Raw genomic sequence first — 22,979 nt, 5'->3', positions numbered from 1 at the left:
CCGCCGCAAATTTGCGGCGGACCATGCTTTCACATGTGACGCCAGGCGCTACAGGCGTGGGTGAAGCGAGGCGCTTCATGAGCGCAAAATTTCATGGCCAAACAGGTGCGCCGTCCAGTCCCGCGGTTTCTGGCAGGCCGCAGATCAGGTTCGCATTCTGCACCGCCTGACCGGCCGCTCCCTTGCCGAGATTGTCGACCACGCCCATCGCGATCACCAAGTTGCGCTCTGGATCCGCCGCATAGCTGACGAAGGCGAGGTTCGAGCCGGTAGCCCATTTGGTCTGCGGCGGCTTGTCGGTCACGCGGACGAACGCCCGCCCGGCGTAGAAGCCCCTAGCCGCGTCCAGGCACTGGCCCGTGGTGGCGCTGCCGCGGCAGTAAATGGTGGCGAGTACGCCGCGGGTCATCGGCACCAAGTGTGGCGTGAACACCAGCCCGGCCGCGCTGCCACCGCTCAGCCGCTCGATCGTCTTGGCAATCTCGGGCATGTGGACGTGCTTGAGCAAACCGTAGGGCTGCAAGTTCTCGTTGCTCTCGGCGTAGCCGAACTTGCTGTCGGCACCACCCCGACCGGCACCGGAGATGCCGGTCTTGACGTCGATCACGATGTTGCCAGGCTCGATCAGCTTGTTGACCAGCAGCGGCGCCAGCGCGTTCAGCGTCGCCGCGGGGAAGCAGCCGGGGTTGGCAACGCGGATCTGGCCCTCGATCTGGGCTGGCCAGACGTCGGCCAGGCCGTACGCCCAACCCTCGACGTAGCGGTGGTCGCCGCCGATGTCGACGATCTTCACGTCCTTCGGGACGCGCGCCAGCGCCTCGGCCGAGGCGCCCGTGGGCAGCGACGCGAACAGCACGTCGAGCTTCGGCAGGCTCGCAGGGTCCCACTTCTCGATCACCAGCTCGGCCAGCTTGGCCGGCACACCGGGGAAGCGGTCCACCAACCGGCTGCCGGCGCTGCCCTCGCCCGCGGCGTAGATCAGCTCGAAAGACGGATGGCTCGCGACCAAGCGCATCGCCTCGCCGCCGCCAAAACCGCTGATCCCGACAATGCCGACGCGAATGCTCATGGTGGTGTCCTACTGCTGAGTGAGCGACAAGTTTAGCGAACTCGCGCAGCCGGCAGGGTGGCTCAGGCCAGGCTGGCGTTCCACGAACACCAGCCAGTTGCGCGGGTCGCCGGGCATGTCAAGCGAACCGGTCGCGATTCTTGCTGAACGGCACATCCATCGCCAGGCTGACAAACCAGCGGATTGCTCCGTCAGTTGCCGGTCCGAGCGGATCGGGTGGAGGTGATTGCAGCGGCAGCTTGCGCAGCAGCGAGAGTTTCTCAGCAGCCTGCTAGACCTCCAGCCACTCCTTGCGGACGGCGTCGTTGGCGCGGAGCGCCTCGGGCGTGCCTTCGAACACGATGCGGCCGTGGCCCATGATGTAGACCCGGTGCGAGATCCGCAGCGCGATCGACAGCTTCTGCTCGACCAGGAGGATCGCCACGCCTGCCTTGGCGATATGCGCGATCAGATCGCCGACCTGCTGCACGATCAGCGGCGCCAAGCCTTCGGTCGGCTCGTCGATCATGATCAGGTCGGGGTCGCCCATCAGCGTCCGGCAGGTCGTCAGCATCTGCTTTTCGCCGCCGGACAACACGCCGGCCGCAGTGTCGGCGCGCGCCGCGAGATTGGGAAACATCTCCAGCATCTGCTCCAACCGCCACTTGCCGGGACGGCGGGTGTCCTTGATGCCGAGCAGGAGATTCTGCCGCACCGTGAGCCCGGGGAAGATGTCGCGATGCTCCGGCACGTAGCCGAGCCCGAGCCGCGCGATCTTGTAGCTCGGCAGGCCCGCGATATCCTTGCCCTTGAAGCGGATGGCGCCCTGCGGCGGCACCTCGCCCATGATCGCCTTCACCGTGGTGGAGCGGCCGACGCCGTTGCGGCCGAGCAGGCTCACGACCTCGCCGGCCGCAATCGACATGTCGACGCCCTGCAGGATGTGGCTCTTGCCGTAATAGGCGTGCAGGTCCCTGACCTCGAGCATCAGTTCGCCTCCTGCCCGAGATAGGCTTCCTTGACCTTGGGATTGCCGCGGATCTCCTCCGGCGTGCCGGAGGCGATGATGCGGCCATAGACCAGGACCGAGATGCGGTCGGCCAGGCCGAACACCACGCTCATGTCGTGCTCGACGATGACGAGCGTGCGCCCTTCCGTGAGCCGGCGGATCAGCGCCACCGCGCGCTCGGTCTCGGCATGGCTCATGCCCGCGGTCGGCTCGTCCAGGATGATGACATTGGCGCCGCCGGCGATGGTGATGCCGATCTCCAGTTCGCGCTGCTCGGCATAGGTCAAAAGGCCCGCCGGCACGTCGCGGCGATGGCTCAGATGAATGTCCTCCAGGATCTCGGCGGTTCGCTGGCGCACCTCCGGCAGATCGTCGACATTCTTCCAGAAGGCATAGCGATGGCCGGTGGCCCACAGCACGGCGCAGCGGACGTTCTCCCACACGCTCATGCGCGCGAAGACGTTGGTGACCTGGAACGAACGCGACAGGCCGCGCCGGTTGATCTCGAACGGCCGCAGGCCGGAGATGAGGTCGCCGTTCAGCCGGATCTCGCCCGAGGTCGGCTTGATGTAGCCGCTGATCAGGTTGAACGTCGTGGACTTGCCGGCGCCGTTGGGGCCGATGATGGCGTGCCGCTCGCCTTGCGCGACGCTCAGATTGAGGTCGTGGATGATGCTGACATTGCCGAAGCGCTTTTCGACGGCACGGACTTCGATGGCTGCGGTCACGCGAGAACCCCCCGGTCACGGGCAACAGTGGTGGCACGGTCCCAGGCTTCCGCAATCCGCCGCCAGGTGATGCGCGCCGCGATGCCGCCGCCGACGACCAGGACGGCAGCCACCGCCCAGGTCGCGGGCTTGGTCGCATCGAAAGCGATGCCGAACAGGTTGATGATGCTGCCCTCGCTTGCGGTCGCACTATAGCGGGCCACCGTCTCGATCGAGAGGATGACGCCGCAGGCGAGCGCCAGGGTCGGCAGCGCCGCGACCAGGTAGGACGGGATCACCAGCCCAAGCGACCGCGCCCGGATCAGCGGCCGGTGCATCATCAGGAGGCCGGCGATGCCGTTCGGCGCGAACATCACGATGCCGATGAAGATGATGCCGAAATAGAGCTGCCACACGCTGGTGAGGTTGGTCAGCCCAAGCTGCAGGTAGGTCACGAGAATGGCGCCGACGATCGGACCGAAGAAATAGGAGGTGCCGCCGATGAAGGTCGCAAACAGCACCAGGCCCGACTGCACCGCGCCGAGATAGGCGGAGTTCGCGATCTCGAAATTGATGGCGGCAAGGCTACCGGCAATGCCGGCGAAGAACCCGGCAAAGCCGAAGGCGAGATAGCGCACGACGTGCGGATCGTAGCCGATGAACTCGACGCGGCCGGGATTGTCGCGCACCGCATTGCAGATGCGGCCGAGCGGCGTGCGCGTCAGCGCATACATCGCGATCGCCGAGATCAACAGCCAGGCGGCGATGAGATAGTAGACCTGGATCTGCGGCCCGAAACTCCAGCCGAACACATGCGGCAGCGCCGTGCGATCAGTGGTGATGCCGGATTCGCCCCCGAACACGCTGCGCAGAATCAGCGAGGACGATGCGACCAATTCGCCGATGCCGAGCGAGATCATCGCAAACACGGTGCCGGCGCGCCGCGTCATCACCCAGCCGATCAGAAGCGCAAAGCAGAGCCCGCCAAGCCCGCCGGCCAGCGGAATCAGCGGCAGCGGGATCGGCCAGCCATAGCTGGTGACCGCATTCATGACGTGGACGGCAGCGAAGGCGCCGAGCCCGTAATGCACGGCATGGCCGAACGACAACAGCCCGGTCTCGCCGAGCAGGATGTTGTAGGACAGCGCGAAGATGATCGCGATGCCGATCAGGCTGAAGGAGGTGAGCGAGCCGCCCGAGGAGAAGATCAGCGGCAGCACGACGAGCGCGAGGCCGCCGATCACCCAGATGCCATAGAAGCGCAGGCTCTGGGTGGATGGGGTTGCGGCGATGGGCGGAGCTGAGGTCACGGTCGAGGTCATGTTTCGCGGGTTCCGAGCAGGCCCATGGGACGCACGATCAGGATCACCACCAACAGCACATAGGGCAGGACCGGGGCGATCTGAGCGATCGTGACATTCCAGATGTCGGTGAGGACCGAGGGGCCGACGCCCGGATCGAGCGGCCCGAACGCGCTCGAGAGCGAGCCGTTGAGCGCGACCGCAAAGGTCTGCACCAGCCCGATGAAGAGCGAGGCGATGAAGGCGCCGGGCAGCGAGCCGAGGCCGCCGAACACGATGACGACGAACAGGATCGGCCCCAGCAAGGCCGCCATGTCCGATTGCGTCACCAGCGCCGGCCCGGCAATGACGCCGGCCAGCCCGGCCAATGCGCTGCCGACCCCGAACACCAGCATGAAGACACGCCCGACATTGTGGCCGAGATGCCCGACCATGTGGGGATGCGTCAGCGCCGCCTGCACGATCAGCCCGACCCGGGTGCGCTTGAGCACGACCAGGAGTGCGACGAAGATCGCGATCGAGACCGCGAGCATGAAGAGCTTGTAGGCGGGATAGTTGGTGGAGAAGATCGTAAACGCCGGGAAATCCAGCGCCGCCGGCACGCGATAATCCACCGGACTCTTGCCCCAGATCATCGAGACGATTTCCTCGATGGCGAAGGCAAGACCGAAGGTCAGCAGCAATTCCGCGACGTGGCCATGCTTATGGGCGTTGCGCAGGCCGTAGCGCTCGACCGCCATGCCGACCGCGCCCACCAGCAAAGGCGCGAGCACCAGGGCCGGCCAGAAGCCGATCCAGACCGTGAGCTGATAACCGAAGAATGCGCCCAGCATGTAGAAGCTGGCATGGGCGAAGTTCAAGACGCCCATCATGCTGAAGATCACAGTCAGCCCGCTGGACAACAGGAACAACAGCATCCCAAACAGGACGCCGTTGAGCGTCGAAATCACGATCAACTCGAGCACGATTCATCCATAAGCATTCGCTCCGCTAAGCGCGGAGCAGCAGAATTGAAAGCGGCCCCGCCCGGCCCCGCGGGCAGGACGGCGGCGCAAATCTCGGCGCCTGCTCCGGCCATCCGGAACAGGCGCCGGGCACGCATCAGGGCCGCGCCATCTTGCAGGTGGTGGGCAACATCGTCTGCGGCGTGTCGACCTTCGCCACTAGGCGCCAGCCCCAGCCGGTATTCTCCTCGTCGAACGGCTCCTTCTCGCTGCGGCTGCCGAAGGAGGAGATGTAGATCGGCTGGAAGAACTGATGGTCGTCCTTGCGCATCACGCCGCTGCCGCCATCGAGAACGTCGAACTTCATGTCCTCGAGCGCGGCCGCGACCTTCACCGGGTCGAGCGAATTGGCCTTTTCGGCCGCAGCCTTGAACATGCGCATCTCGTTGACTGCGCGCGGATACCACAGCGACAGGCCGGTCTTGGCGCGGAACGCCTTTTCGAAATCCATCGCGGCCTGATCGCCCGAGTTCGCAAAGCCCTCGGTGATTTGGAACACCTGATGGTCGAGCCCCGTCTGCTTGATCGCGGTCGGGCCGCCGGCGCCGCCGGCATAGTAGGTGTACCAGTTGACCTTGAGGCCCGCATCGGCCGCGGCCTTGAGCAGCAGCGCGATGTCCTGGCCCCAATTGCCGGACACGACGCTGTCGGCGCCGGACGCCTTGATCTTGGCGATGTAGGGCGAAAAGTCGGTGATCTTGAGCAGCGGATGCAGCTCGTCGCCGACGATCTGGACGTCGGGGCGCTTGGCGGCCAACATCTTGCGCGCCTCGGTGCGGACCGACTGACCGAACGAATAGTCCTGGTTGATCAAATAGACCTTCTTGATGGACGGAATGCCCTTCATGTAGTTGGTGAGCGCTTCCATCTTGATGTCGGAGTTCGCATCCCAACGGAAATGCCAGAAGCTGCACTTCTCGTTGGTCATGCTCGGATCGACCGCGGCATAGTTGAAGTAGAGCACTTCCTTGCCGGGATTTCGCGTGTTGTTCTTGGCGACGAAATCCTCCAGCGCCGCGCCGACCGAGGAGCCGTTGCCCTGGGTGATGTAGTGGGCACCGGCGTCGATCGCCTTCTGCGCCTGGGCCAGGCTTTCCTGTGGGTTGGTCTTGTTGTCGAGCGGCAGGATCTCGACCTTGCGGCCGAGAATGCCGCCCTTGGCGTTGATCTCGTCGGCGAGAAACTGGAACGTCTTCAGTCCGCCTTCGCCAACGCTGGCACCGCCACCGGAGAGCGGATCGATATAGCCGATCTTGACCGTATCCTCCGCGTAGGCGGTTCCACACAGCATCGGCAGGGTCAAGGCGATGACCCTCGTCATCTTCAGCATCTTCTTCGTTTCCTCACTGACATGATCGCTTGGCATTGGTGCCTCTCGCACGGCACAATTGCGGTCATACTGCGGGAACGAAACCGCGTTGACAAGTCCTGCTGCGACGCAAGCTGTGCGCCTGCTTCAGAATGTCTCGCGATATTTAACGGCGAAGCGCGAGAGCCGCTGCCTCTCGGCCACTGTCGCCTCGGCCGATGGCGCCGTTATCTCGCGTGCTGGAAATTCCGTGAGCCGCACACGACAGGCAACTGCGATCCGGCACCTGCCGCGCCAACCGAACGCGTCCGCATGCTGGACGCGGACGATTGCCGGGTAGGATCGGCAGCGTCAGTTTCAAAAAGCGGAACGCCCGGACTTCCGCCCGGGCGTTCCTCGATGGCTGCCGAACCAAATGTCAGGTCGCCGCGATCTTGCCCATCGCGGGATCGCTGGTCGTGCTCCGGCCGTTCTCGACGTGACCGGCGAGCTGCCACCTGAAGCCGGCATCGGTATCGGTCGTCACCGTCAGGTCGTACCAGCCGTTGTTGTTGTGCACATGGACCATGGTCTCAAACTTCTCGCCATGGCGCAGCCGGTGCGTCCGGCTCCTGCCGGTGTAGTTATCGACGAGCGTCACGGTGCAGATCGCGCCCTTGTTGGTCAGGATCAGACCGAGACCGTACACGTCGTTGTCGGCGTCCTCATTGGAGAAATCCAACGAATCGATGTCGACGTTGGCGACATTGGCCCCCAAACCGCCGCCCTTGAAGCTGCGGAAGAAGCCGTTCGGCCCGTAGACCGAGAGATCATACTGACCGGCAGTGCCGGCAAGATCCCAGACATCGTTCAGCGATTTGTCCTGCTCGACCGTGTAGCTCCACGGACCCAGATTGCTGTTACCCGAACGCACGTGGAAGCAGACGCCGGCATCGCCCGGATTGGCGAAGCGGATCGCGAACCTCTTCTGCGCGAGATTGGCAGAGCCGTCGACCTGAAGATTATAGGGCAGCGGCCGGGCGGGACGGACGCCCTGCTCCTGCACCGGCATCACCTGCTTGGCCGGCGGGACCGGATGATAGTTATCATAGCGGGTGCCGGTGGTGACGTCGCTGGCGGGCGGCGCAACCGTCGGCGGCAGCGGCGGCAAACCTTCGTTCGGCGAACGGAAGTTGAAGGCCGAGGTGAGGTCGCCGCAGACCGCGCGACGCCATGCCGGGACGTTCTTCTCGAACAGGCCGGGCGCCGTGCGATGGAAGCGTTTCTCGATGAACTGGATCACCGAAGTGTGGTCGAACACTTGCGAGCAGACGAAGCCGCCGCGCGACCAAGGCGAGACGGCCAGCATCGGCACGCGGACGCCAAGCCCGTACGGACCCGGGACATGACTGCCGTCGCCGGCGAACAGATCGGTGCTGGTGTCCACCGTCGACTGGCCATACGCCTTGGACGGCGCCGGATAAGGCCCGACCACGTGGTCGAAGAAACCGCCGCCCTCGTCATAATTGATCAGCAGAACGGTTTTGCTCCAGAGCTCCGGATTGGAGGTCAGGATGTCCAGCACCTTCGATACGTACCAGGCCCCGGGGCCGGGCAGCCAGTTCGGGTGCTCGCTGAAGGCCTCCGGCGCCGCGATCCACGACACCTGCGGCAGCGTGCCGTTCCTGACATCGTTGCGCAGAATGTCGAACAGGTTCTCGAAGTTGCCGCCATTGGCGATGTTGGTGCCGCGCAGCGCCTTCTCATAGAGCGGGCTGCCGGGCTGCGAGTTCTGGTACTGGTGGAAATAGAGCAGCGAGTTGTCGCCGTAATTGCCGATCCAGGGATTTTCGGTCCAGCCCCAATAGCCGGAAGCGGTCAGGCCGACGCCGATATCCTGATAGATCTTCCAGGAGATCCCAGCCTTTTCCAACAGTTCAGGGAAGGTCGACCAATCGTAGCCGGCTTCCGCGTTGGTGATGACCGGGCCGCCGTTCTTGCCGTCATTGCCGTCCCAGCCGGTCCACATGTAATAGCGGTTCGGATCGGTCGGCCCCATCACCGAGCAGAAATACGAATCGCAGACGGTGAAGGCATCAGCCAGCGCGTAGTGCCAGGGCAGATCCTGACGGTTCATATAGGTCATGGTCGTGGTCCCCTTGTTCGGGAGCCACTGGTCATAGTTGCCGTGATTCCAGGCCCTCTGGCCGTCGTTCCAGCCGTGGGCCACGTCTTCGACGTAAGTGTTGGCCGCATTGTCGACGCGGAACGGCATCACGCTGGTGTTGCCGTTCGGCTGCTGCCAGACCGGATTGCCGTTCGGCAGCTTCACCGCACGCGGATCGTTGAAGCCGCGGACGCCGCGCATGCTGCCGAAATAATGATCGAACGCCCGGTTCTCCTGCATGAGAACCACGATGTGCTTGACGTCCTCGATGGTGCCTTGACGGTTGAAGGCCGGAATCGCATGCGCCCGCTCGATGCTCTGAGTCAGCGCGGCCGTAGCGGCCGACGCGCCCAGCAGGCGCAAGAATTCACGACGATCATGACGCTTGTCATTCGACATCTATTCACTCCCCAAAGTGATGCGTCGGCTCGATTAGGGGCGCCCGGTAACAGCTGCGTGACCGAACGATTAAAGATGTGTGGCGGGAGCGCGAACTGGTCGAGCAGAGGCGCGTCGATTGACCGCACGCGCAACAGCACGCGAGCCCCGCGCCCTGAACGAGGCTGCAGACAGTTGGCCGCTTGCGTCACGAGAGGCCGCCCTGGGATGATGTTCGCGGTCGCTATTGGAGCGGCGGCAATGGTCGCAGCGTTTCCGACGGTGTCTCGCCAAACATCTTCCGGTACTCCTTGGCGAAATGACCGGGATTGTTGAACCCGCACTTCAGCGCGATCGATGTCACCGTTTCGCCCGGATCGGGATTGCAGAGCATGCGGCGCGCATGCTGCATCCGGTTCTGCTTGATCTTCTCTCCCAGGGAGGCGCCGTGCGCGGAAAAATATTGATAAACCGCGCGCGGGCTGATCCCGTACTGAGCTGCGAGCTGCTCGATCGAAATCTTCTGGTTCCAGTGCTTCTCGATGTGATCCAGGATCTTGCGGATCGGCTCCGGCGTGTTCGCTTCGCCGCCTGCCCTGGTTTCGGTGATGTCGATCGTCGAGCCGACGAGGTGCGTGCATGCTTCCGACGGGCTGTAGACGCACGTCCCGATGGCGCGAACCCAGCGGATGGCACCGCTATCGGCGACAATCCGGTATTCCTGCGTGTAGCCGGTCCGCTTCACGATCGCCCGACGAAGCACCTTCTCCAGCGCGTCCCTGTCGTCCGGGTGAACGTGTCGCATCATATCCGCCAGACTTGGAGATGACGACATCGAAGCCCCGGGCGATCGCCCTTCGGCCTCGACGACGAGGTTGAACGTCTCGAGGCCGGCCAGTTTTTCGGCCGCCGCAAGCTGGCCTTCCAGGATCTTCTTTTCCGTGATGTCTTCGACGACAGCGCAATACCATCGGATGCTGCCGTCGACGTCGCGTATCGGACTGGCGGTCACGCGGGCCCATACCAGGCTTCCATCCTTGCGAAGGTAGCGCTCGTCGATCTGGTACAGATCGATCTCGCCGGCGAGAAGGCGGGCATGCTGGAGGCGGTTCCGCTCCCGATCATCGGGATGGGTCAGTTCGAGAAAGCAGATCCGGTCCGTCCTCAACTGATCGAACGTATAGCCGACGATGCGACAATACTCCGCGTTGGCGAAGCGAATACGGCCTTCCTCGACATCCGTCACGGAAATGCCGATGCCTAGGCTGTCGAGAAACACCCTCGGCATCTGGATGATTTCGGCAAGATCTTTCTCTGGCATGGAGTGAGACGGAGGCGCTCCTGGATTGGCCGCGCAATTTAACGCGCGCAATCGCTGAAAATTTGATTCAACACAAGCTAGTACGATTCCGAGTGATTGTCGGATCTCCGACGCCGGGCATCCGTGCACAATTCCAACCGAGCTGCAGAAAACTGCCTAACCAAATCTTACTGCCGAGCTGATAGATTGAGATAACCCCGGAATTTCCCGGATATTTTGAAAGTTCGAACGCGCGCGACGAAGCGTTCCCTGCATCTCCGGACCGCCAGCAATGCGATCTCGCGGAGATGTGGACGACTCAGACCGCCGGTATTTTCGAACTCGGTCGATTGGAGATATTCATGTTTGGCCGCAAGAACCAAAGCGAGGTGCTGGCCTCCCTGGCCGCGAGCGCGATCAGTGCCAAGGTCATGGTCGCAGACGACAAGCTCAACATCGTCTACATGAACGAGGCGGTGAAGACGCTGTTGCGCGAAGCCGAAGCTGACCTGCAGAAGCAGTTGCCGAATTTCAGCGTCGACAGACTGATCGGAACCAACATCGACGGTTTCCACAAGGAGCCGGCACGCCAAAGGCGCATGCTCCAGGCGCTCAATTCCGAGCACCGCGCAACGATCAAGATCGGCAACCGGGTCTTTGACCTCGTCGCGACGCCGCTGAAGCATCCGGACGGAACCCGCGCCGGGACGGTGGTCGAGTGGTCCGATGCCAGCGTTCGCCTGCAGAACCTCGATTATGCGGCGCAGGTGGCGGCGATCGGCCGGTCGCAGGCGGTGATCGAATTCAATCTCGACGGTACCGTCGTGACCGCCAACGACAACTTCCTGAAAGCGCTCGGCTACACCCTGCCCGAGATCCAGGGCAAGCATCACAGCATGTTCGTCGATCCGCGCGAGCGCGACAGCGCCGCCTATCGCGAGTTCTGGGCGGCGCTGAACCGCGGCGAATACCAGGCGGCCGAATACAAGCGCATCGGCAAAGGCGGTAAAGAAGTATGGATCCAGGCCTCCTATAATCCGATCTTCAACGAGCAGAACCAGCCCTTCAAGGTGGTCAAGTTCGCGACCGAAGTGACCGAGCAGAAGCTCCGCAATGCCGATCTCGCCGGTCAGATCGCGGCGATCAGCAAGTCGCAGGCCGTGATCGAATTCAATCTCGACGGCACCATCATCACGGCCAACGATAATTTCCTTCACGCGCTCGGCTACACACTCGCCGAGATCAAGGGCCGCCACCACTCGATGTTCGTCGATCCGGACGAGCGCGGCAGCGCCGCCTATCGCGAGTTCTGGGCCTCGCTGAACCGCGGCGAATATCAGGCCAACGAGTACAAGCGCATCGGCAAGGGCGGGCGCGAGGTCTGGATTCAGGCGTCCTATAACCCGATCCTCGATCTCAACGGCAAGCCGTTCAAGGTGGTGAAATACGCGAGCGACGTCACCAAGCAGGTGCTGGTGCGGATGGGCAATGAGCGCGTCCGCGGCATGATGGAATCGGTCGCAGCAGGCGCCGAGGAGCTGAACGCCTCCGTCCGCGAGATCTCCGAAGCTATGACGAAGTCGCGCGAGACCGCGATGGGTGCGGTGGAGCGCGTTGCATCGGCCGACTCGCAGGCCAAGCGCCTGAGCGACGCTGCACAGGCGATGAGCGGGATCGTCGAGATCATCAGCGACATCACCGGACAGATCAACCTGCTGGCGCTCAACGCCACGATCGAATCGGCGCGCGCCGGCGATGCCGGACGCGGCTTTGCCGTGGTGGCCTCGGAGGTCAAGAACCTGGCCAATCAGGCCAAGGCGGCCACCGACAAGATCGGTGCGGAGATCGGCGGCCTGACCGGGATCTCGAGCGAGGTCGTGAGCGCCTTGAACGCGATCAAGACGGAAATCCAGAACGTCAGCGAATACGTCACCTCGACGGCGGCCGCGATCGAAGAGCAGAGCACGGTGACCGGCGAGATGTCGTCCAGCATGCAAAGAGCCGCTGCGGAAGCCCAGGCAATCGCCGCACGCGCCAACGCGTAAGGACCAAGCCTGCCTGCCGGCGTCGTTAAGCGCCAAGCTCCGCGGCGACAGTGCCCTTGCCCAGGATCAGATCGCCGGCCTTGTCGGCTATCATCATGGTCGAGGCATTGAGGTTGGCCGAGATCATGCGCGGCATCACCGAGGCATCGACCACGCGCAGACCATCGAGCCCGTGCACGCGCAGGCGATCGTCGACCACGGCCCAGGTCGAGTCGGCCGGTCCCATCCGGCAGCTGCAGCCAGGATGGAACGTCGTGGTGGCGCGCTGCGTGGCGGCGGCGAGAAACTCGTCGTCGCTCTGCACCTTGGGGCCGGGGAAATCCTCATAAGCAAAATACGGCGCAAGCGGCGCCGACGCCAGCAGCCGTCGCGCGAGCTTCATGCCCGCGACGACGACGCGGCGATCGAGCTCGGCCGCGAGATAATTGGTCTGAATGACCGGCGGATCGAACGGATCGGCCGAGCGCAACCGCACATAGCCCCGGCTCTCGGGGCGCTGCTGCCAGGAGGCAACCGTCATGCCCGGCTCGTCCTCCAGCTGACCCTGCACGCCCTCCTTGTAGCTTGCGGGCGTGAAGGTCAGTTGCAGGTCGGAGCTCTCGGCGGTCTCGCCTGAGTGCCAGAAGCAGTAGACCATGGTCGGAGACAGCGACAGGATGCCGCGCCGTGTCACCGCCCATTTCAGCGCCTCGCCCCAGAGGTTGAGACCGCGCGCCAGTTCGTTGATGGTCTTGATGTTCTTGACCCGCGCCACCGTGCGCGGCGCGTAATGGTCCTGCAGGCCTTCGCCGACGCTTGAAAGCGCGTGGCGGACTTCGATGCCGCGCTCACGCAACAAATCCGGTGCGCCGATGCCGGACAGCTGCAGCAGTTGCGGCGAGTTGTAGGCGCCGCCGGAGAGGATCACCTCTTTGCGCGCGCGCACCTCCATTGGCACGCCGCCGCGACCACCGCGACTGTAACGCACGCCGGCGGCGCGCTTACCTTCGAGGATGACGCCGGTCGCATGCGCATGCGTGCGGATCTCGACATTCGGCCGGCGGCTGGCCGGACGCAGGAACGCGGTCGCCGACGACACGCGGCGGCCGTTCTGGATCGTGCGCTGGACGTAGGAGACGCCCTCCTGGATGGCGCCGTTGTAATCGGGGTTGCGCGGAATGCCGAGCGAGACCGCGCCATCCATGAAGGCCTCGCACAATCGGTCTTTCCACTCCATGGTGGTGACCGTCAGGTTGCCGTCACGGCCGCGATATTCGGCTTCGCCGACCCCGATCCGCCGCTCCATGCGTTTGAAGTAAGGCAGCACGTCGGCATAGCTCCAGCCGCGATTGCCCATCTGCGCCCAGGTGTCGAAGTCCTGGTGCTGGCCGCGATTATAGATATGGCCGTTGATCGAGGAGGAGCCGCCCAGCGTCTTGCCGCGCGGAGCGTAGATGCTGCGACCGGCGGTATAGGGCCCGGGCTCCTGCTGATAGCCCCAATTGATGCTCTTCATGTAGAAGGTCTTGATGAAGCCGGCCGGCACATGAATGTAAGGGTGCCAGTCGCGTGGCCCCGCCTCCAGCACACACACCGTTACCGACGGATCCTCGCTCAGACGATTGGCGAGCACGCAGCCGGCCGATCCGGCGCCCACGATCACATAGTCGAATGTATCCATCTTGATCTTCTGTTCACTCATCATCTGCCGCACGAACACATCATGCGCGCACCTCGCGCCTTAGCGCGATCAGCGCAGCTTGTCATGCAGCTGATGGTCGAGATGGGCTTTCACGGTCGGCCATTCGGAGGCGATGATGCTGAAGACCACGGTATCGCGCAACGTGCCGTTCGGCGCAACCTGATGGCTGCGCAGGACGCCGTCCTGCTTGGCGCCGAGCCGCTCGATCGCGCGCCGGCTCTGGTGGTTGAAGAAATGGGTGCGGAACTCCACCGCGATGCAATCGAGCGCCTCGAATGCATGTGCGAGAAGCAGGCGTTTGCACTGCGTATTCAGCGCGCTGCGCTGCACACGCTTCGCATACCAGGTCGAGCCGATCTCGACCCGGCGATTGGTCGCATCGACATTCATGTAGGTGGTCATACCCGAGATGCGGCCCTCGGCGTCGAATACGGTGAAGGGCAGCATGGTGCCTGCCGCCTGCAGGCCCAGCCGGCGCTCGATCTCCTTGGCCATGGTCTCGGGCGATGGCACCGACGTGTACCAAAGCTTCCACAGCTCGCCGTCCTTCACCGCCTCGACGAGCGCGTCGTGATGCGCGGGCGAGAGCGGTTGGAGGCTGGCGTGTTGGCCGCGGAGGGTGATGGGATTGAGGAACGGCATTGCTGACTTCCGTCATTGCGAGGAGCGCAAGCGACGAAGCAATCCGGTGCCATCCTGCTCGGGCGCTGGATTGCTTCGCTTCGCTCGCAATGACGGCGGGACTACCACGCCCTCGTCACTTGTTCAAAAAATTCAGCGGCAATCCGGGCCTCGACCAGTCCATGGCGACGAGCTCGCCCTTGCCGGACAGCGTGATATAGGCCGTCTTCAGTCCCGGCCCGCCAAAGGCGATGTTGGTCGTGACACGATCGCCGGTCGGCACCTGCTCGACGATGGTGCCGTCCGGCGCGATCACGCTGATGCAGCCGCTCACCAGAGTCGCGACGCAGACATTGCCGCACGCCTCCACCGCGAGCGAATCGAACATCTGATAGCCGCCCAGTCCCGCGATCGGCTTGCCGCGTTCGCCGCGGTAGATCACGTCGCGCGGCTTCAGCGTGCCCGGCTCGGAGAGCTCATACGCCCAGAGCCGCGCGGTCGGCGTCTCCGCGACATAGACCGTGTTTTCGTCCGGGGACAGGCCGATGCCGTTGGCCGGCAGCATGCCGTGCACCACCTCGACGATCTCGGTCATCCCCGGCTTGAGATAGTAGACGGCGCCGAGATCCATGTCGCGCGCGCGACGCTTGCCGAGATCGGAGAACCACAAGCCGCCATGCCGGTCGAACACCAGGTCGTTCGGCCCGCGCAACGCATGCTCGCCGCATCTGGTGACGACGGTCTCGATCGTGCCGCTCTGCAGGTCGACGCGCTGGATCGAGCCGCCGAGATAATCCTCCGGCTGTGGCCCGGGCATGACGGTATTGCGCGTCGGAATCCAGGAGAAGCCGCCATTGTTGCAGATATAGATCTTGCCATCGGGACCGAGCGCAGCGCCGTTCGGACCGCCGGGAATCTGCGCCACCACCTCCTTGCGGCCGTCGGGCCAAACGCGGGTCAGGCGCCGGCCGCGGATCTCCACCAGCACGACCGAGCCGTCCGGCATCGCGACCGGACCTTCCGGAAATTCCAGATCGGTAGCAAGCACCCGCAGATTGGACATCGGACAACCTCCCGCTTCTATGACTGCAAGCGGATGTTCGATCGCCCGCCGCACGTTCTTATGCGGGCTCTTATGGCAAAGGCGCACGAGCTTGCCAAGCAAGCCGGCTTGCCATGCGCTGCAGGGCTGAGTTGCAGGGCTGCGTTGCAAGGCTGCGTTGCAAGCTACGCCGCGGCCTTCTGCGCCGGGTTCTATAGCTACTTACCGGCTGCTGCCGGCGCGGCATCCTTCGCAACCGGAGCATCTGCTTTTTTCTTCAGCTCATCGAGCAGCTTTGCCTGCGCCGATTTGAGCTCGTCGATCGTCCCTTGCTGGCTGATCAACGCAGCCTTCAGCGCCTGGATCTGACGGCTTGCGACGTCGATCTTCTGCTGATGGTCGAGTGAGAGCTTGGTGATCGTCTTCTGCAGGAAATCCACATTGCTCTGCAGGCACGAGGTGCGACGTTCCATCGTCTTCTCGACCGTGCAGATCTCGATTCCCGGAACGTCCTGCGCATGTGCCGTTTGACCAGCAAGAGCAACGCAGAAACAAAGCGGAGACAAGCCGCGAATCAACCACATCACAATTTCCTCATCACGTCGCCAAACACATGAATTTGCATGGAACAGACCGCTTGTCCTGATGATACCATACTGCGACCTCAATCCCGCATTGAGGTTGCAAGCGCTGGGACCCGTTTCGAGGGAGATGCACAGAATGGCTACGCGCGAAAAACGGCTGGCGCAGTTCGATGGCAGCGGCGAACCGCCGCCGGGACAAGCGGTCGAGGTGCTCTGCGAAGATCACAGCGGCACCTACCAACTGCCGTTTCCATGTCTCTATGTCGATGGCAAGTGGCACAATCAGGAATCCGGCGGCATGCTGGAAGCGACCGTCGTCGCCTGGCGCTTTCCGCGCGTGGGCTTTCAATCGCGCAACGGGCGCTCCGAGCGCGGCGGCGCTGCTTTCGCGGCAGCTCGCGCAACATCCTATTGATCGTACCGCGCCACCTGAGCGCTGCTTAGGAATGGTCTTGCCGGAAATATGGTTTTGAACGCAAATTGAGCATCACGACGGGATAGGCCATCAGCAGCGCGCCAATCGCAATTGCTGACACGGCCGTCCCGCCGTCAAGCACTCCGTCGATCGCCGCCCGACGCCAGACCGCAAGAGCCGTGGGCAGGAACAGCACGACAGCCGTCGCAAGTCCCGGCGAGAAGCGCCCGCCGCTCCGCACGAACGGCAGAATATGAAAGAAGATGGCGTTGATGATCATCAGCGCGGCATAAGCAAGCGGCGCCAACGGCAGCGCGTGGGCCACGATGGCCTGCACCGCGCCGAGCACGATCACCAGCGCATTGGTGACGTAGAAATCGCTCCACTCCACCGGAAGCTTCATGACGGCGCGCGCCCAATTGCGCCAATCGAAGGTGTATTCTTCGAGAATGTGCATGCCGTAGGCGGCCAGCGCGAGCCAGGCCCATGTCGTCAGATCCATGATGGCTCCTCCCCCGGCCGCCGGTGTAGCGGCCCGCGATCAATCCGCAAAGAGCCAGGCATGCCGATCGCAGTAAAAGCGACAGATTAGAATGCGCAGCCTGTCTCGAAACGTAACGCTCGGATGCGGGCTGTTAACCTCCGGAACGCGACTGGAACGAATCGCGCCCGAATCAGCCGCGAGGCACGGTACAAGATCTGTTCACGGCCAGCTCTGGTGCTGAGCCTGGAAGGACTTACAACATGCAGCGCATGACAGTTCCGGGAATGGCTTGCGGCGGCCCGCAGTTGTTAATTCCTGCGATCGGTTGAGGGGCCGGCATCGCGATAGGATTCCGCATCAGGGAATATTTCGAAGCGACCGTGCTGGCAGCAAGATGAGTGCAACTCGCGTCAGTATTCCACCTCGAGCTCCTCGATCTCTGCGGGCTCGGCCTTGGCCGCCTCGACCCATTCCCGCATCTCCGGCATCGCCATGATCACATCGGCATAGGCCCGAAGCCGCGGCTCCAGCTTGACATCGTAGGTTATGAAGCGGGTCACGACCGGGGCGTACATCGCGTCCGCCATGCAGCGCTCGCCGAACAGGAACGGCCCGCCCGAAGCCTCCAGGCATTCACGCCAGATCGTGCAGACGCGGTCGATATCGGCCTGGGCCCGGCTCCAGATCTTGAAGCCCGGGAGATGCGCTTTCAGATTAACCGGGAGCGAGGCGCGCAAGGTGGTGAAGCCGGAATGGATCTCGCCCGATATCGAGCGGCAATGCGCGCGCTGGATGCGATCCGCCGGCAGCAGGCCGGCCTGCGGGAAAGTCTCGTTGAGGTATTCGGCAATCGCCAGCGTATCCCAGACGGTCGCGCCCTCGTGGCGCAGGCACGGCACCAGGATCGAGGACGAGAGCAGCAGGATTTCCGCGCGCGCCGCCGGGTCGTCGGGTGCCACGATGATTTCCTCGAACTCCAGCCCCGCAAACCTGGCAAGCAGCCAGCCGCGCAGCGACCACGACGAATAATTCTTGCTGCTGATCGTCAACGTCGCCTTGGCCATGCCGTTTACCTCCCTCTCGTCTCCGGCTCAGGCCGATCGCCCATCGCGACGGGGCGGCGATGAGCGCCGGACATGGCCTGATGCGCCGACGTTTCACGCAGCAAGCGACATGCCAGTTCTCGAGGCGGCGCGCGTCAGCCTTGGCTCCGATATTGCATGCGAGCAATTGGAGTGACGGACCCGAGCATGGCGCTGCTGTACCAAGCTTTTCAGAACCACATGGACCTGACCGAGCCCTGGCGCCAGGGAGCGACGGCGGCGCTGCGCGCGCTCAACCTGATCCCACCCGGGCTTTCGCATCGCGCCTGGCGGCGCCTTGCTGCGGCGCTGGAGCTGATTTCGCGCTCCGCCCTGACCTATTCGCGGCCGGCCTACGGGATCGACAGTGTCATGGTGGGCAACCGCGAATGGCCGGTCAGTGAAGAGGTGACGTTCAGGACGCCGTTCGGCTCGCTGCTGCGTTTCAAGAAGGAGGGCGCGCCTGAACAGCCCCGCATCTTGCTGGTGGCGCCGATGTCCGGCCATTTCGCCACGCTGCTCCGCGGCACGGTCAAGACGCTGCTGCAGGACCACGACGTCTACATCACCGACTGGCACAATCCACGGAACATTCCGCAGGCGCATGGCCGCTTCGGCCTGGACGACTACACCGAGCACCTGATCACCTTCCTGGGCCAGCTCGGGCCGCGGCCGCATATGGTCGCGATCTGTCAGCCCTCAGTGCCCGCGCTCGCCGCCACCGCGATCATGTGCGAGGACGACCATCCCTCGCGCCCGGCAACGCTCACTTTGATGGCCGGCCCGATCGACACCCGCATCCAGCCGACCAAGGTCAACGAGTTCGCCAAGAGCAAGCCGATCAAATGGTTCGAGGACAATCTGATCCATTACGTGCCGCTGCAGTGCAAGGGCGCCTTCCGCAAGGTCTATCCCGGCTTCGTGCAGCTGACCGCCTTCGTGTCGATGAACCTCGAGCGGCACCTCAAGCAGCACATCGACCTCGCCAACCATCTCGCCAAAGGCGAGACCGAGAAGGCCGAGGTGATCAAGACTTTCTATGACGAATATTTCGCCGTGATGGACCTGCCCGCGGAGTTCTACATCGAGACCGTGCGCGACGTCTTCCAGGAGCATCTGTTGCCGCAGGGCAAGCTGACCTATCGCGGCCGCCCGGTGAATCCGGCCGCCGTGCGCCGGATGGGCCTGATGACGGTGGAAGGCGAGCGCGACGACATCTGCTCGATCGGTCAGACCCTGGCCGCGCAGGAGCTCTGCACCGGCGTGCGCAACTATCGCCGCGTGCATCACATGCAGGCCGGCGTCGGCCATTACGGCGTCTTCAGCGGCAGGAAGTGGAACAACGAGATCTATCCGCTGCTGCGCGATTTCGTTCACGTCAATTCGTGAAGGCGCGGCTCGGCATCGCAGGACCACAGGCACGCCGCCGCGTCGCCGATGGCGTCTCGCCGAACTTCGCCTTGTAAGCACCGGCCATCCGCCCGAGATGGCTGAAGCCGAGATCGAAGGCGATATCGATGATATGTGCCTCCGGGGGCGCATTCATCAATCGCGCATTCAGCTGCGCCAGCCTGAGATCCTGCAGCATCTCCGAGATCGAACTGCCGAAATGGCGGCGGAAGCCGCATTGCAGCGCGCGGATGCCGATACCAGCTATCTCCGCCAGTCGCACAAGATCCAACGGTTCCGCGGCATGCGCGTGCAGAAAGTCCCGCGCCCTTTGCAAGCCGCGGGGCAGCGCCTCCGATCGGCCGGAAAACCTGCGGATGGCATCCGACAGATCGTGACTGCGGTGAATGAGCAGGAGTTCGAGCAGCGCCTCCCGCCGATCCGCGGCCGCCACGGCGGACAGCTCGCGATCGGGGCCGATCCGCTCGGCCAGCCCGGCGAGCTCATGCATCCGCGCCGCCAGCATCGATCCGGCGCCCTTCGACACATCGATAGACGGGTCGAACACGACCGGCTGCACCGCCTTGCCAGACAACGCTGCGGCACGCTGCTCGAGAACGCGACGATCCACGAGCAGGATCAATTGCTCGCAATCCTCCCAGAGCATCCGCGTCGGCACCGTCGGCGACAGCAGCGAGGCGGCAAGACCGGGACAGCTCGCCACCTCGCGCGACCCTGCGTGGATGCGCGCCGTTCCGGACAGGGGAAGCTGGATCAGGAAGAAGCGCTCGAGGTAGCCGGGATCGATGGTCACCACGCTGCCATAGGCCACGTAGTTGATCGAGAAGCCGTCAAATGGCGCGCAATTGTGCACAGCGCAGAAATGCTGGGCGGTCCGGACGGCCGGTTGCAGCCGATGTGGACAGAAGATGCGACCTATTTGTTCGGCCGCCTCGTCGACAGAGGTTGTTGCAACGCGGCAAAACTCGGCAAGCCGCATCGTTGCGGAGCCACCAGGAGTGCAATCAATGCCCGCTGCTACAGACAACATTGCCGTCATCGCCATCACGAGATCATTTTAAGCCTATAATAATTAGCTGATCCGGTCGAGGGATTCGTTTTCCGGATAGACAGTGCGTGCCGGCCGCCCGATCCTTTCGCAAGGTCCACGAGGGAGACGAGCCATGACACCACTCGAGAAAGGCATCACCGCGGCCGGCACCGGCTATGGCGGCAAGAGTTGGAACATCCTCGGCCAGCTCTATTTTCCGAAGGCCATCACCGACTCCGCCTTTGCGTTCGAGACCAACAGCGAGCCCGGCCAGTTCGTACCCGTCCACATCCACCCCACTCAGGACGAGTTCATCCTGGTTCAGGAAGGCGTCCTCGACCTCAAGCTCGACGGTGTCTGGGTCAAGGCTCACGCCGGCGATCTGGTCCGGATGCCGCGCGGCATTCCACACGGCTATTTCAACAAGTCCGACAAGCCGGCGCGGGCGCTGTTCTGGGTGTCGCCGATGCAGAAGCTCGAAGCGCTGTTCAATAAACTGCATGACCTCACCGATCCGGCCGAGGTCGTCAGGATCTCGGCCGAGCATGAGGTCGACTTCCTGCCGCCCGAGGCCAACGATTAGGTCTAACGACGCGCTGCGATCTTGGCGTCTGGCCTATGACGCGGCGCGTCGATCGCGCATGCGGCCGATTGCAGGCGTAACCAAACTGCTCTCGACGCGGAGGAGGCAAGCGGCGAGCTTCGTGCCACCTGCATTCGATGCGGCTCGCCCGCACGCCCCGCCAATCATTCGATGAGGTAACCTGCCATGATCATTCGGAAGAACGTGTGCGTAATCGGTGCCGGCGTCTCGGGCCTCGCGGCTGCGAAGGCGTTTTCGAAACGAGGTCACAAGGTCACGATCATCGAGAAGAGCGGCGATCTCGGCGGCGTCTGGGAGCCGGCCCGATCCTATCCCGACGTTCAGACCCAGAGCCCGAAAGAGCTCTATCGCTACACCGACAAGGCGATGCCGGAAGCCTACCCGGAATGGCCCAAGGGACCGCAGGTCCACGCCTATCTGGCGGGCTATGCGCGAGACCACGGCCTCGACCGCATGCTGCGCCTGAACACGGCGGTGGTGGCGATGAACCGCCGCGCCGACGGCAAGCCGGGCTGGACGCTCGATCTCGCAGCAAAGGATGGCGGGACCAGCCGCGAAGATTTCGACTTCGTCGCGATCTGCATCGGCCAGTTCAACGAGCCGCAAAGCTTGAACCTGCCGGGCGAGGACAGCTTCACGGCCGCCGGCGGCGAGATCATCCACTCGTCGAAATACAACGATGCAGCCCTGGCCAAGGGCAGAAGCGTCGTGGTGCTCGGCGGCTCCAAGTCGGCAACCGACATCGCGGTGAACGCCGTGAAGTCCGGCGCGCGCGAGGTGACGCTGGTCTATCGTGAGCCGGTCTGGCGCATTCCGTATTTCATCGGCGGCCTGATCAACTTCAAGCGGATCCTCTACATTCGCGCGCAGGAGCAGATGTTCGCGAGTTGGAACATCGGTCCGCTCGCCCGCCTCGCCCACGCCATCGCCAAGCCTTTCGTCTGGGCCAATTGGCGCGGCTTGGAGGCGCTGCTCAAGGCGCAGCTACAGCTTGAGAAATGCAAGATGGTCCCCAAAGAGCCGATCGAGGTCGGGGTCAACTGCTCAGTCCCGATCGCAACTCCGGACTTCTTCCCGATGGTGGCCGACGGCCGGATCAAGGCCATCCGCGGCACCTTCGATCACTACGAGCCGAACACGATCGTGACCAGCGGCGGCGAGCGGGTCAAGGCTGACATTGCCGTGCTCGCGATCGGCTACAGACTGGGCGTGCCGTTCCTCTCCGAGGCCGATCGCGCCAGGCTGGTCGACGCGGACGGGCAATATCGGCTGTATCGGTTGATCGCCAATCCGGACCTGCCCGAGCTCGGCTTCGTCGGTTTCAACTCGAGCTTCTGCACCGTGCTATGTGCCGACATGGCGGCCAACTGGCTGGTGCGTTACGCCGACGGACAGCTCGCGCACCAGCCCACCGACCGCCAGATGCGCGACAACATCGAGATGATGCTGCACTTCAAGCGTGTCGAGCGGCCGGCGGCGGGCGTCTATGGCGGGCTCTGCGTCGCCCCCTATCACTTCAAACATTTCGACGAGCTGCTGGCCGACATCGGTGCCGCGAAACGACGCCGCAGTCCGCTGGCCGAGAAGTTCGCCCCGCCGGATGCCGACGCCTATGCCGGCTTCCTGGCCTCCGCCCCTGACTACCAGGTCGGCACCTGACGCCAGCCTGCGTGCCGCGATCCGACAGCGGCGGATGCCACCAAATGGCGCGCGCCCCTGGGACGCATCGCAAAATCTGTCGTTCAACTCCCCCTCTGGTCCTCGTCTGAGAAGCGGGAT

Annotated in this window: 20 protein-coding genes; 5 read left to right on the top strand and 15 right to left on the bottom strand. The window is 63.6% G+C overall.

Annotated elements, in window-relative coordinates:
• Nucleotides 1-91: 91 nt before the first annotated feature.
• The 8 genes from argC to QX034_RS18645 form a co-directional block, all read right to left on the bottom strand.
• Nucleotides 92-1,069, bottom strand: coding sequence for an N-acetyl-gamma-glutamyl-phosphate reductase (argC, locus tag QX034_RS18680; protein ID WP_315728512.1), 978 nt, complete (start codon nucleotides 1,067-1,069; stop codon nucleotides 92-94).
• Nucleotides 1,070-1,340: 271 nt separating this feature from the next.
• Complete coding sequence (locus tag QX034_RS18675) at nucleotides 1,341-2,036, bottom strand: ABC transporter ATP-binding protein (protein ID WP_315701047.1); 696 nt, start codon at nucleotides 2,034-2,036, stop codon at nucleotides 1,341-1,343.
• On the bottom strand, nucleotides 2,036-2,785 hold the full coding sequence (locus QX034_RS18670) for an ABC transporter ATP-binding protein (protein ID WP_315728516.1): 750 nt from the start codon (nucleotides 2,783-2,785) through the stop codon (nucleotides 2,036-2,038). The genes QX034_RS18675 and QX034_RS18670 overlap by 1 nt, the downstream gene beginning before the upstream one ends.
• A complete protein-coding gene (locus QX034_RS18665) occupies nucleotides 2,782-4,086 on the bottom strand; it encodes a branched-chain amino acid ABC transporter permease (RefSeq protein WP_315701049.1) in 1,305 nt (434 codons plus the stop codon). Before QX034_RS18665 ends, QX034_RS18670 begins: the two co-directional genes overlap by 4 nt.
• The gene (locus QX034_RS18660) at nucleotides 4,083-5,030 is read right to left on the bottom strand and encodes a branched-chain amino acid ABC transporter permease (RefSeq protein ID WP_315701050.1); all 948 of its coding nucleotides are present in this window, start codon (nucleotides 5,028-5,030) and stop codon (nucleotides 4,083-4,085) included. Before QX034_RS18660 ends, QX034_RS18665 begins: the two co-directional genes overlap by 4 nt.
• 136 nt (nucleotides 5,031-5,166) lie before the next feature.
• Nucleotides 5,167-6,399: a branched-chain amino acid ABC transporter substrate-binding protein gene (locus QX034_RS18655; protein ID WP_316195664.1), complete on the bottom strand. Its 1,233-nt coding sequence runs from the start codon at nucleotides 6,397-6,399 to the stop codon at nucleotides 5,167-5,169.
• A gap of 397 nt (nucleotides 6,400-6,796) precedes the next feature.
• Nucleotides 6,797-8,923, bottom strand: coding sequence for a phosphocholine-specific phospholipase C (locus tag QX034_RS18650; protein ID WP_315728518.1), 2,127 nt, complete (start codon nucleotides 8,921-8,923; stop codon nucleotides 6,797-6,799).
• A 223-nt stretch (nucleotides 8,924-9,146) separates the two neighbouring features.
• The gene (locus QX034_RS18645) at nucleotides 9,147-10,352 is read right to left on the bottom strand and encodes a PAS domain S-box protein (protein ID WP_315701054.1); all 1,206 of its coding nucleotides are present in this window, start codon (nucleotides 10,350-10,352) and stop codon (nucleotides 9,147-9,149) included.
• 212 nt (nucleotides 10,353-10,564) lie between these two features.
• On the opposite strand from QX034_RS18645, the gene QX034_RS18640 reads away from it, so the two are divergent.
• The gene (locus QX034_RS18640) at nucleotides 10,565-12,247 is read left to right on the top strand and encodes a PAS domain-containing methyl-accepting chemotaxis protein (protein ID WP_315728520.1); all 1,683 of its coding nucleotides are present in this window, start codon (nucleotides 10,565-10,567) and stop codon (nucleotides 12,245-12,247) included.
• A 25-nt stretch (nucleotides 12,248-12,272) separates the two neighbouring features.
• Here QX034_RS18640 and QX034_RS18635 read toward each other — a convergent pair whose 3' ends face one another.
• The 4 genes from QX034_RS18635 to QX034_RS18620 all read right to left on the bottom strand — a co-directional run bounded on the left by QX034_RS18635 (nucleotide 12,273) and on the right by QX034_RS18620 (nucleotide 16,175).
• Complete coding sequence (locus QX034_RS18635) at nucleotides 12,273-13,907, bottom strand: GMC family oxidoreductase (RefSeq protein ID WP_315701056.1); 1,635 nt, start codon at nucleotides 13,905-13,907, stop codon at nucleotides 12,273-12,275.
• Nucleotides 13,908-13,976: 69 nt separating this feature from the next.
• Nucleotides 13,977-14,570, bottom strand: a complete 594-nt coding sequence (locus QX034_RS18630) for a GNAT family protein (RefSeq protein WP_315701057.1) — start codon at nucleotides 14,568-14,570, stop codon at nucleotides 13,977-13,979.
• Between the two features lie 115 nt (nucleotides 14,571-14,685).
• A complete protein-coding gene (locus tag QX034_RS18625; protein WP_315701058.1) occupies nucleotides 14,686-15,612 on the bottom strand; it encodes an SMP-30/gluconolactonase/LRE family protein in 927 nt (308 codons plus the stop codon).
• A 197-nt stretch (nucleotides 15,613-15,809) separates the two neighbouring features.
• The gene (locus tag QX034_RS18620; protein ID WP_315703085.1) at nucleotides 15,810-16,175 is read right to left on the bottom strand and encodes a hypothetical protein; all 366 of its coding nucleotides are present in this window, start codon (nucleotides 16,173-16,175) and stop codon (nucleotides 15,810-15,812) included.
• A 136-nt stretch (nucleotides 16,176-16,311) separates the two neighbouring features.
• Here QX034_RS18620 and QX034_RS18615 point away from each other — a divergent pair, with 136 nt between their 5' ends.
• Nucleotides 16,312-16,590 carry a hypothetical protein gene (locus QX034_RS18615; RefSeq protein ID WP_315701059.1) on the top strand — a complete coding sequence of 93 codons (279 nt, stop codon included), beginning with the start codon at nucleotides 16,312-16,314 and terminating at the stop codon, nucleotides 16,588-16,590.
• A 25-nt stretch (nucleotides 16,591-16,615) separates the two neighbouring features.
• Here the strand turns inward: QX034_RS18615 and QX034_RS18610 are convergent, their stop codons facing one another.
• Entirely contained in the window at nucleotides 16,616-17,092 is a 477-nt protein-coding gene (locus tag QX034_RS18610) for an HXXEE domain-containing protein (RefSeq protein ID WP_315701060.1), read from the bottom strand.
• A 392-nt stretch (nucleotides 17,093-17,484) separates the two neighbouring features.
• Complete coding sequence (locus tag QX034_RS18605; RefSeq protein WP_315701061.1) at nucleotides 17,485-18,138, bottom strand: glutathione S-transferase family protein; 654 nt, start codon at nucleotides 18,136-18,138, stop codon at nucleotides 17,485-17,487.
• 186 nt (nucleotides 18,139-18,324) lie between these two features.
• Between QX034_RS18605 and QX034_RS18600 the strand changes: the two genes are divergently transcribed.
• The gene (locus QX034_RS18600) at nucleotides 18,325-19,545 is read left to right on the top strand and encodes a polyhydroxyalkanoate depolymerase (RefSeq protein WP_315703086.1); all 1,221 of its coding nucleotides are present in this window, start codon (nucleotides 18,325-18,327) and stop codon (nucleotides 19,543-19,545) included.
• On the opposite strand, the gene QX034_RS18595 is transcribed toward QX034_RS18600, so the two are convergent.
• Entirely contained in the window at nucleotides 19,535-20,605 is a 1,071-nt protein-coding gene (locus tag QX034_RS18595; RefSeq protein WP_316196092.1) for an AraC family transcriptional regulator, read from the bottom strand. The genes QX034_RS18600 and QX034_RS18595 overlap by 11 nt on opposite strands.
• 124 nt (nucleotides 20,606-20,729) lie before the next feature.
• Here QX034_RS18595 and QX034_RS18590 point away from each other — a divergent pair, with 124 nt between their 5' ends.
• A complete protein-coding gene (locus QX034_RS18590) occupies nucleotides 20,730-21,179 on the top strand; it encodes a cupin domain-containing protein (RefSeq protein WP_315701063.1) in 450 nt (149 codons plus the stop codon).
• Nucleotides 21,180-21,365: 186 nt separating this feature from the next.
• A complete protein-coding gene (locus QX034_RS18585) occupies nucleotides 21,366-22,859 on the top strand; it encodes an NAD(P)/FAD-dependent oxidoreductase (protein ID WP_316195662.1) in 1,494 nt (497 codons plus the stop codon).
• The last annotated feature ends 120 nt before the right edge of the window (nucleotides 22,860-22,979 follow it).

Source organism: Bradyrhizobium sp. SZCCHNR3119, assembly GCF_032487775.1.
Taxonomy (GTDB): Bacteria; Pseudomonadota; Alphaproteobacteria; order Rhizobiales; family Xanthobacteraceae; genus Bradyrhizobium.
This window is presented reverse-complemented; position numbering and strand designations above follow the sequence as displayed.

Excerpts from the sequence above, each read along its gene's own strand:
- QX034_RS18625 (WP_315701058.1), bottom strand. The coding sequence starts at position 15,612 with ATGTCCAATCTGCGGGTGCTTGCTACCGATCTGGAATTTCCGGAAGGT.
- QX034_RS18675 (WP_315701047.1), bottom strand. The coding sequence starts at position 2,036 with ATGCTCGAGGTCAGGGACCTGCACGCCTATTACGGCAAGAGCCACATC.
- QX034_RS18610 (WP_315701060.1), bottom strand. The coding sequence starts at position 17,092 with ATGGATCTGACGACATGGGCCTGGCTCGCGCTGGCCGCCTACGGCATG.
- argC (WP_315728512.1), bottom strand. The coding sequence starts at position 1,069 with ATGAGCATTCGCGTCGGCATTGTCGGGATCAGCGGTTTTGGCGGCGGC.
- QX034_RS18585 (WP_316195662.1), top strand. The coding sequence starts at position 21,366 with ATGATCATTCGGAAGAACGTGTGCGTAATCGGTGCCGGCGTCTCGGGC.
- QX034_RS18605 (WP_315701061.1), bottom strand. The coding sequence starts at position 18,138 with ATGGCCAAGGCGACGTTGACGATCAGCAGCAAGAATTATTCGTCGTGG.
- QX034_RS18640 (WP_315728520.1), top strand. The coding sequence starts at position 10,565 with ATGTTTGGCCGCAAGAACCAAAGCGAGGTGCTGGCCTCCCTGGCCGCG.
- QX034_RS18635 (WP_315701056.1), bottom strand. The coding sequence starts at position 13,907 with ATGGATACATTCGACTATGTGATCGTGGGCGCCGGATCGGCCGGCTGC.
- QX034_RS18615 (WP_315701059.1), top strand. The coding sequence starts at position 16,312 with ATGGCTACGCGCGAAAAACGGCTGGCGCAGTTCGATGGCAGCGGCGAA.
- QX034_RS18665 (WP_315701049.1), bottom strand. The coding sequence starts at position 4,086 with ATGACCTCGACCGTGACCTCAGCTCCGCCCATCGCCGCAACCCCATCC.
- QX034_RS18630 (WP_315701057.1), bottom strand. The coding sequence starts at position 14,570 with ATGCCGTTCCTCAATCCCATCACCCTCCGCGGCCAACACGCCAGCCTC.
- QX034_RS18590 (WP_315701063.1), top strand. The coding sequence starts at position 20,730 with ATGACACCACTCGAGAAAGGCATCACCGCGGCCGGCACCGGCTATGGC.
- QX034_RS18595 (WP_316196092.1), bottom strand. The coding sequence starts at position 20,605 with ATGACGGCAATGTTGTCTGTAGCAGCGGGCATTGATTGCACTCCTGGT.
- QX034_RS18620 (WP_315703085.1), bottom strand. The coding sequence starts at position 16,175 with ATGTGGTTGATTCGCGGCTTGTCTCCGCTTTGTTTCTGCGTTGCTCTT.
- QX034_RS18655 (WP_316195664.1), bottom strand. The coding sequence starts at position 6,399 with ATGCTGAAGATGACGAGGGTCATCGCCTTGACCCTGCCGATGCTGTGT.
- QX034_RS18600 (WP_315703086.1), top strand. The coding sequence starts at position 18,325 with ATGGCGCTGCTGTACCAAGCTTTTCAGAACCACATGGACCTGACCGAG.
- QX034_RS18650 (WP_315728518.1), bottom strand. The coding sequence starts at position 8,923 with ATGTCGAATGACAAGCGTCATGATCGTCGTGAATTCTTGCGCCTGCTG.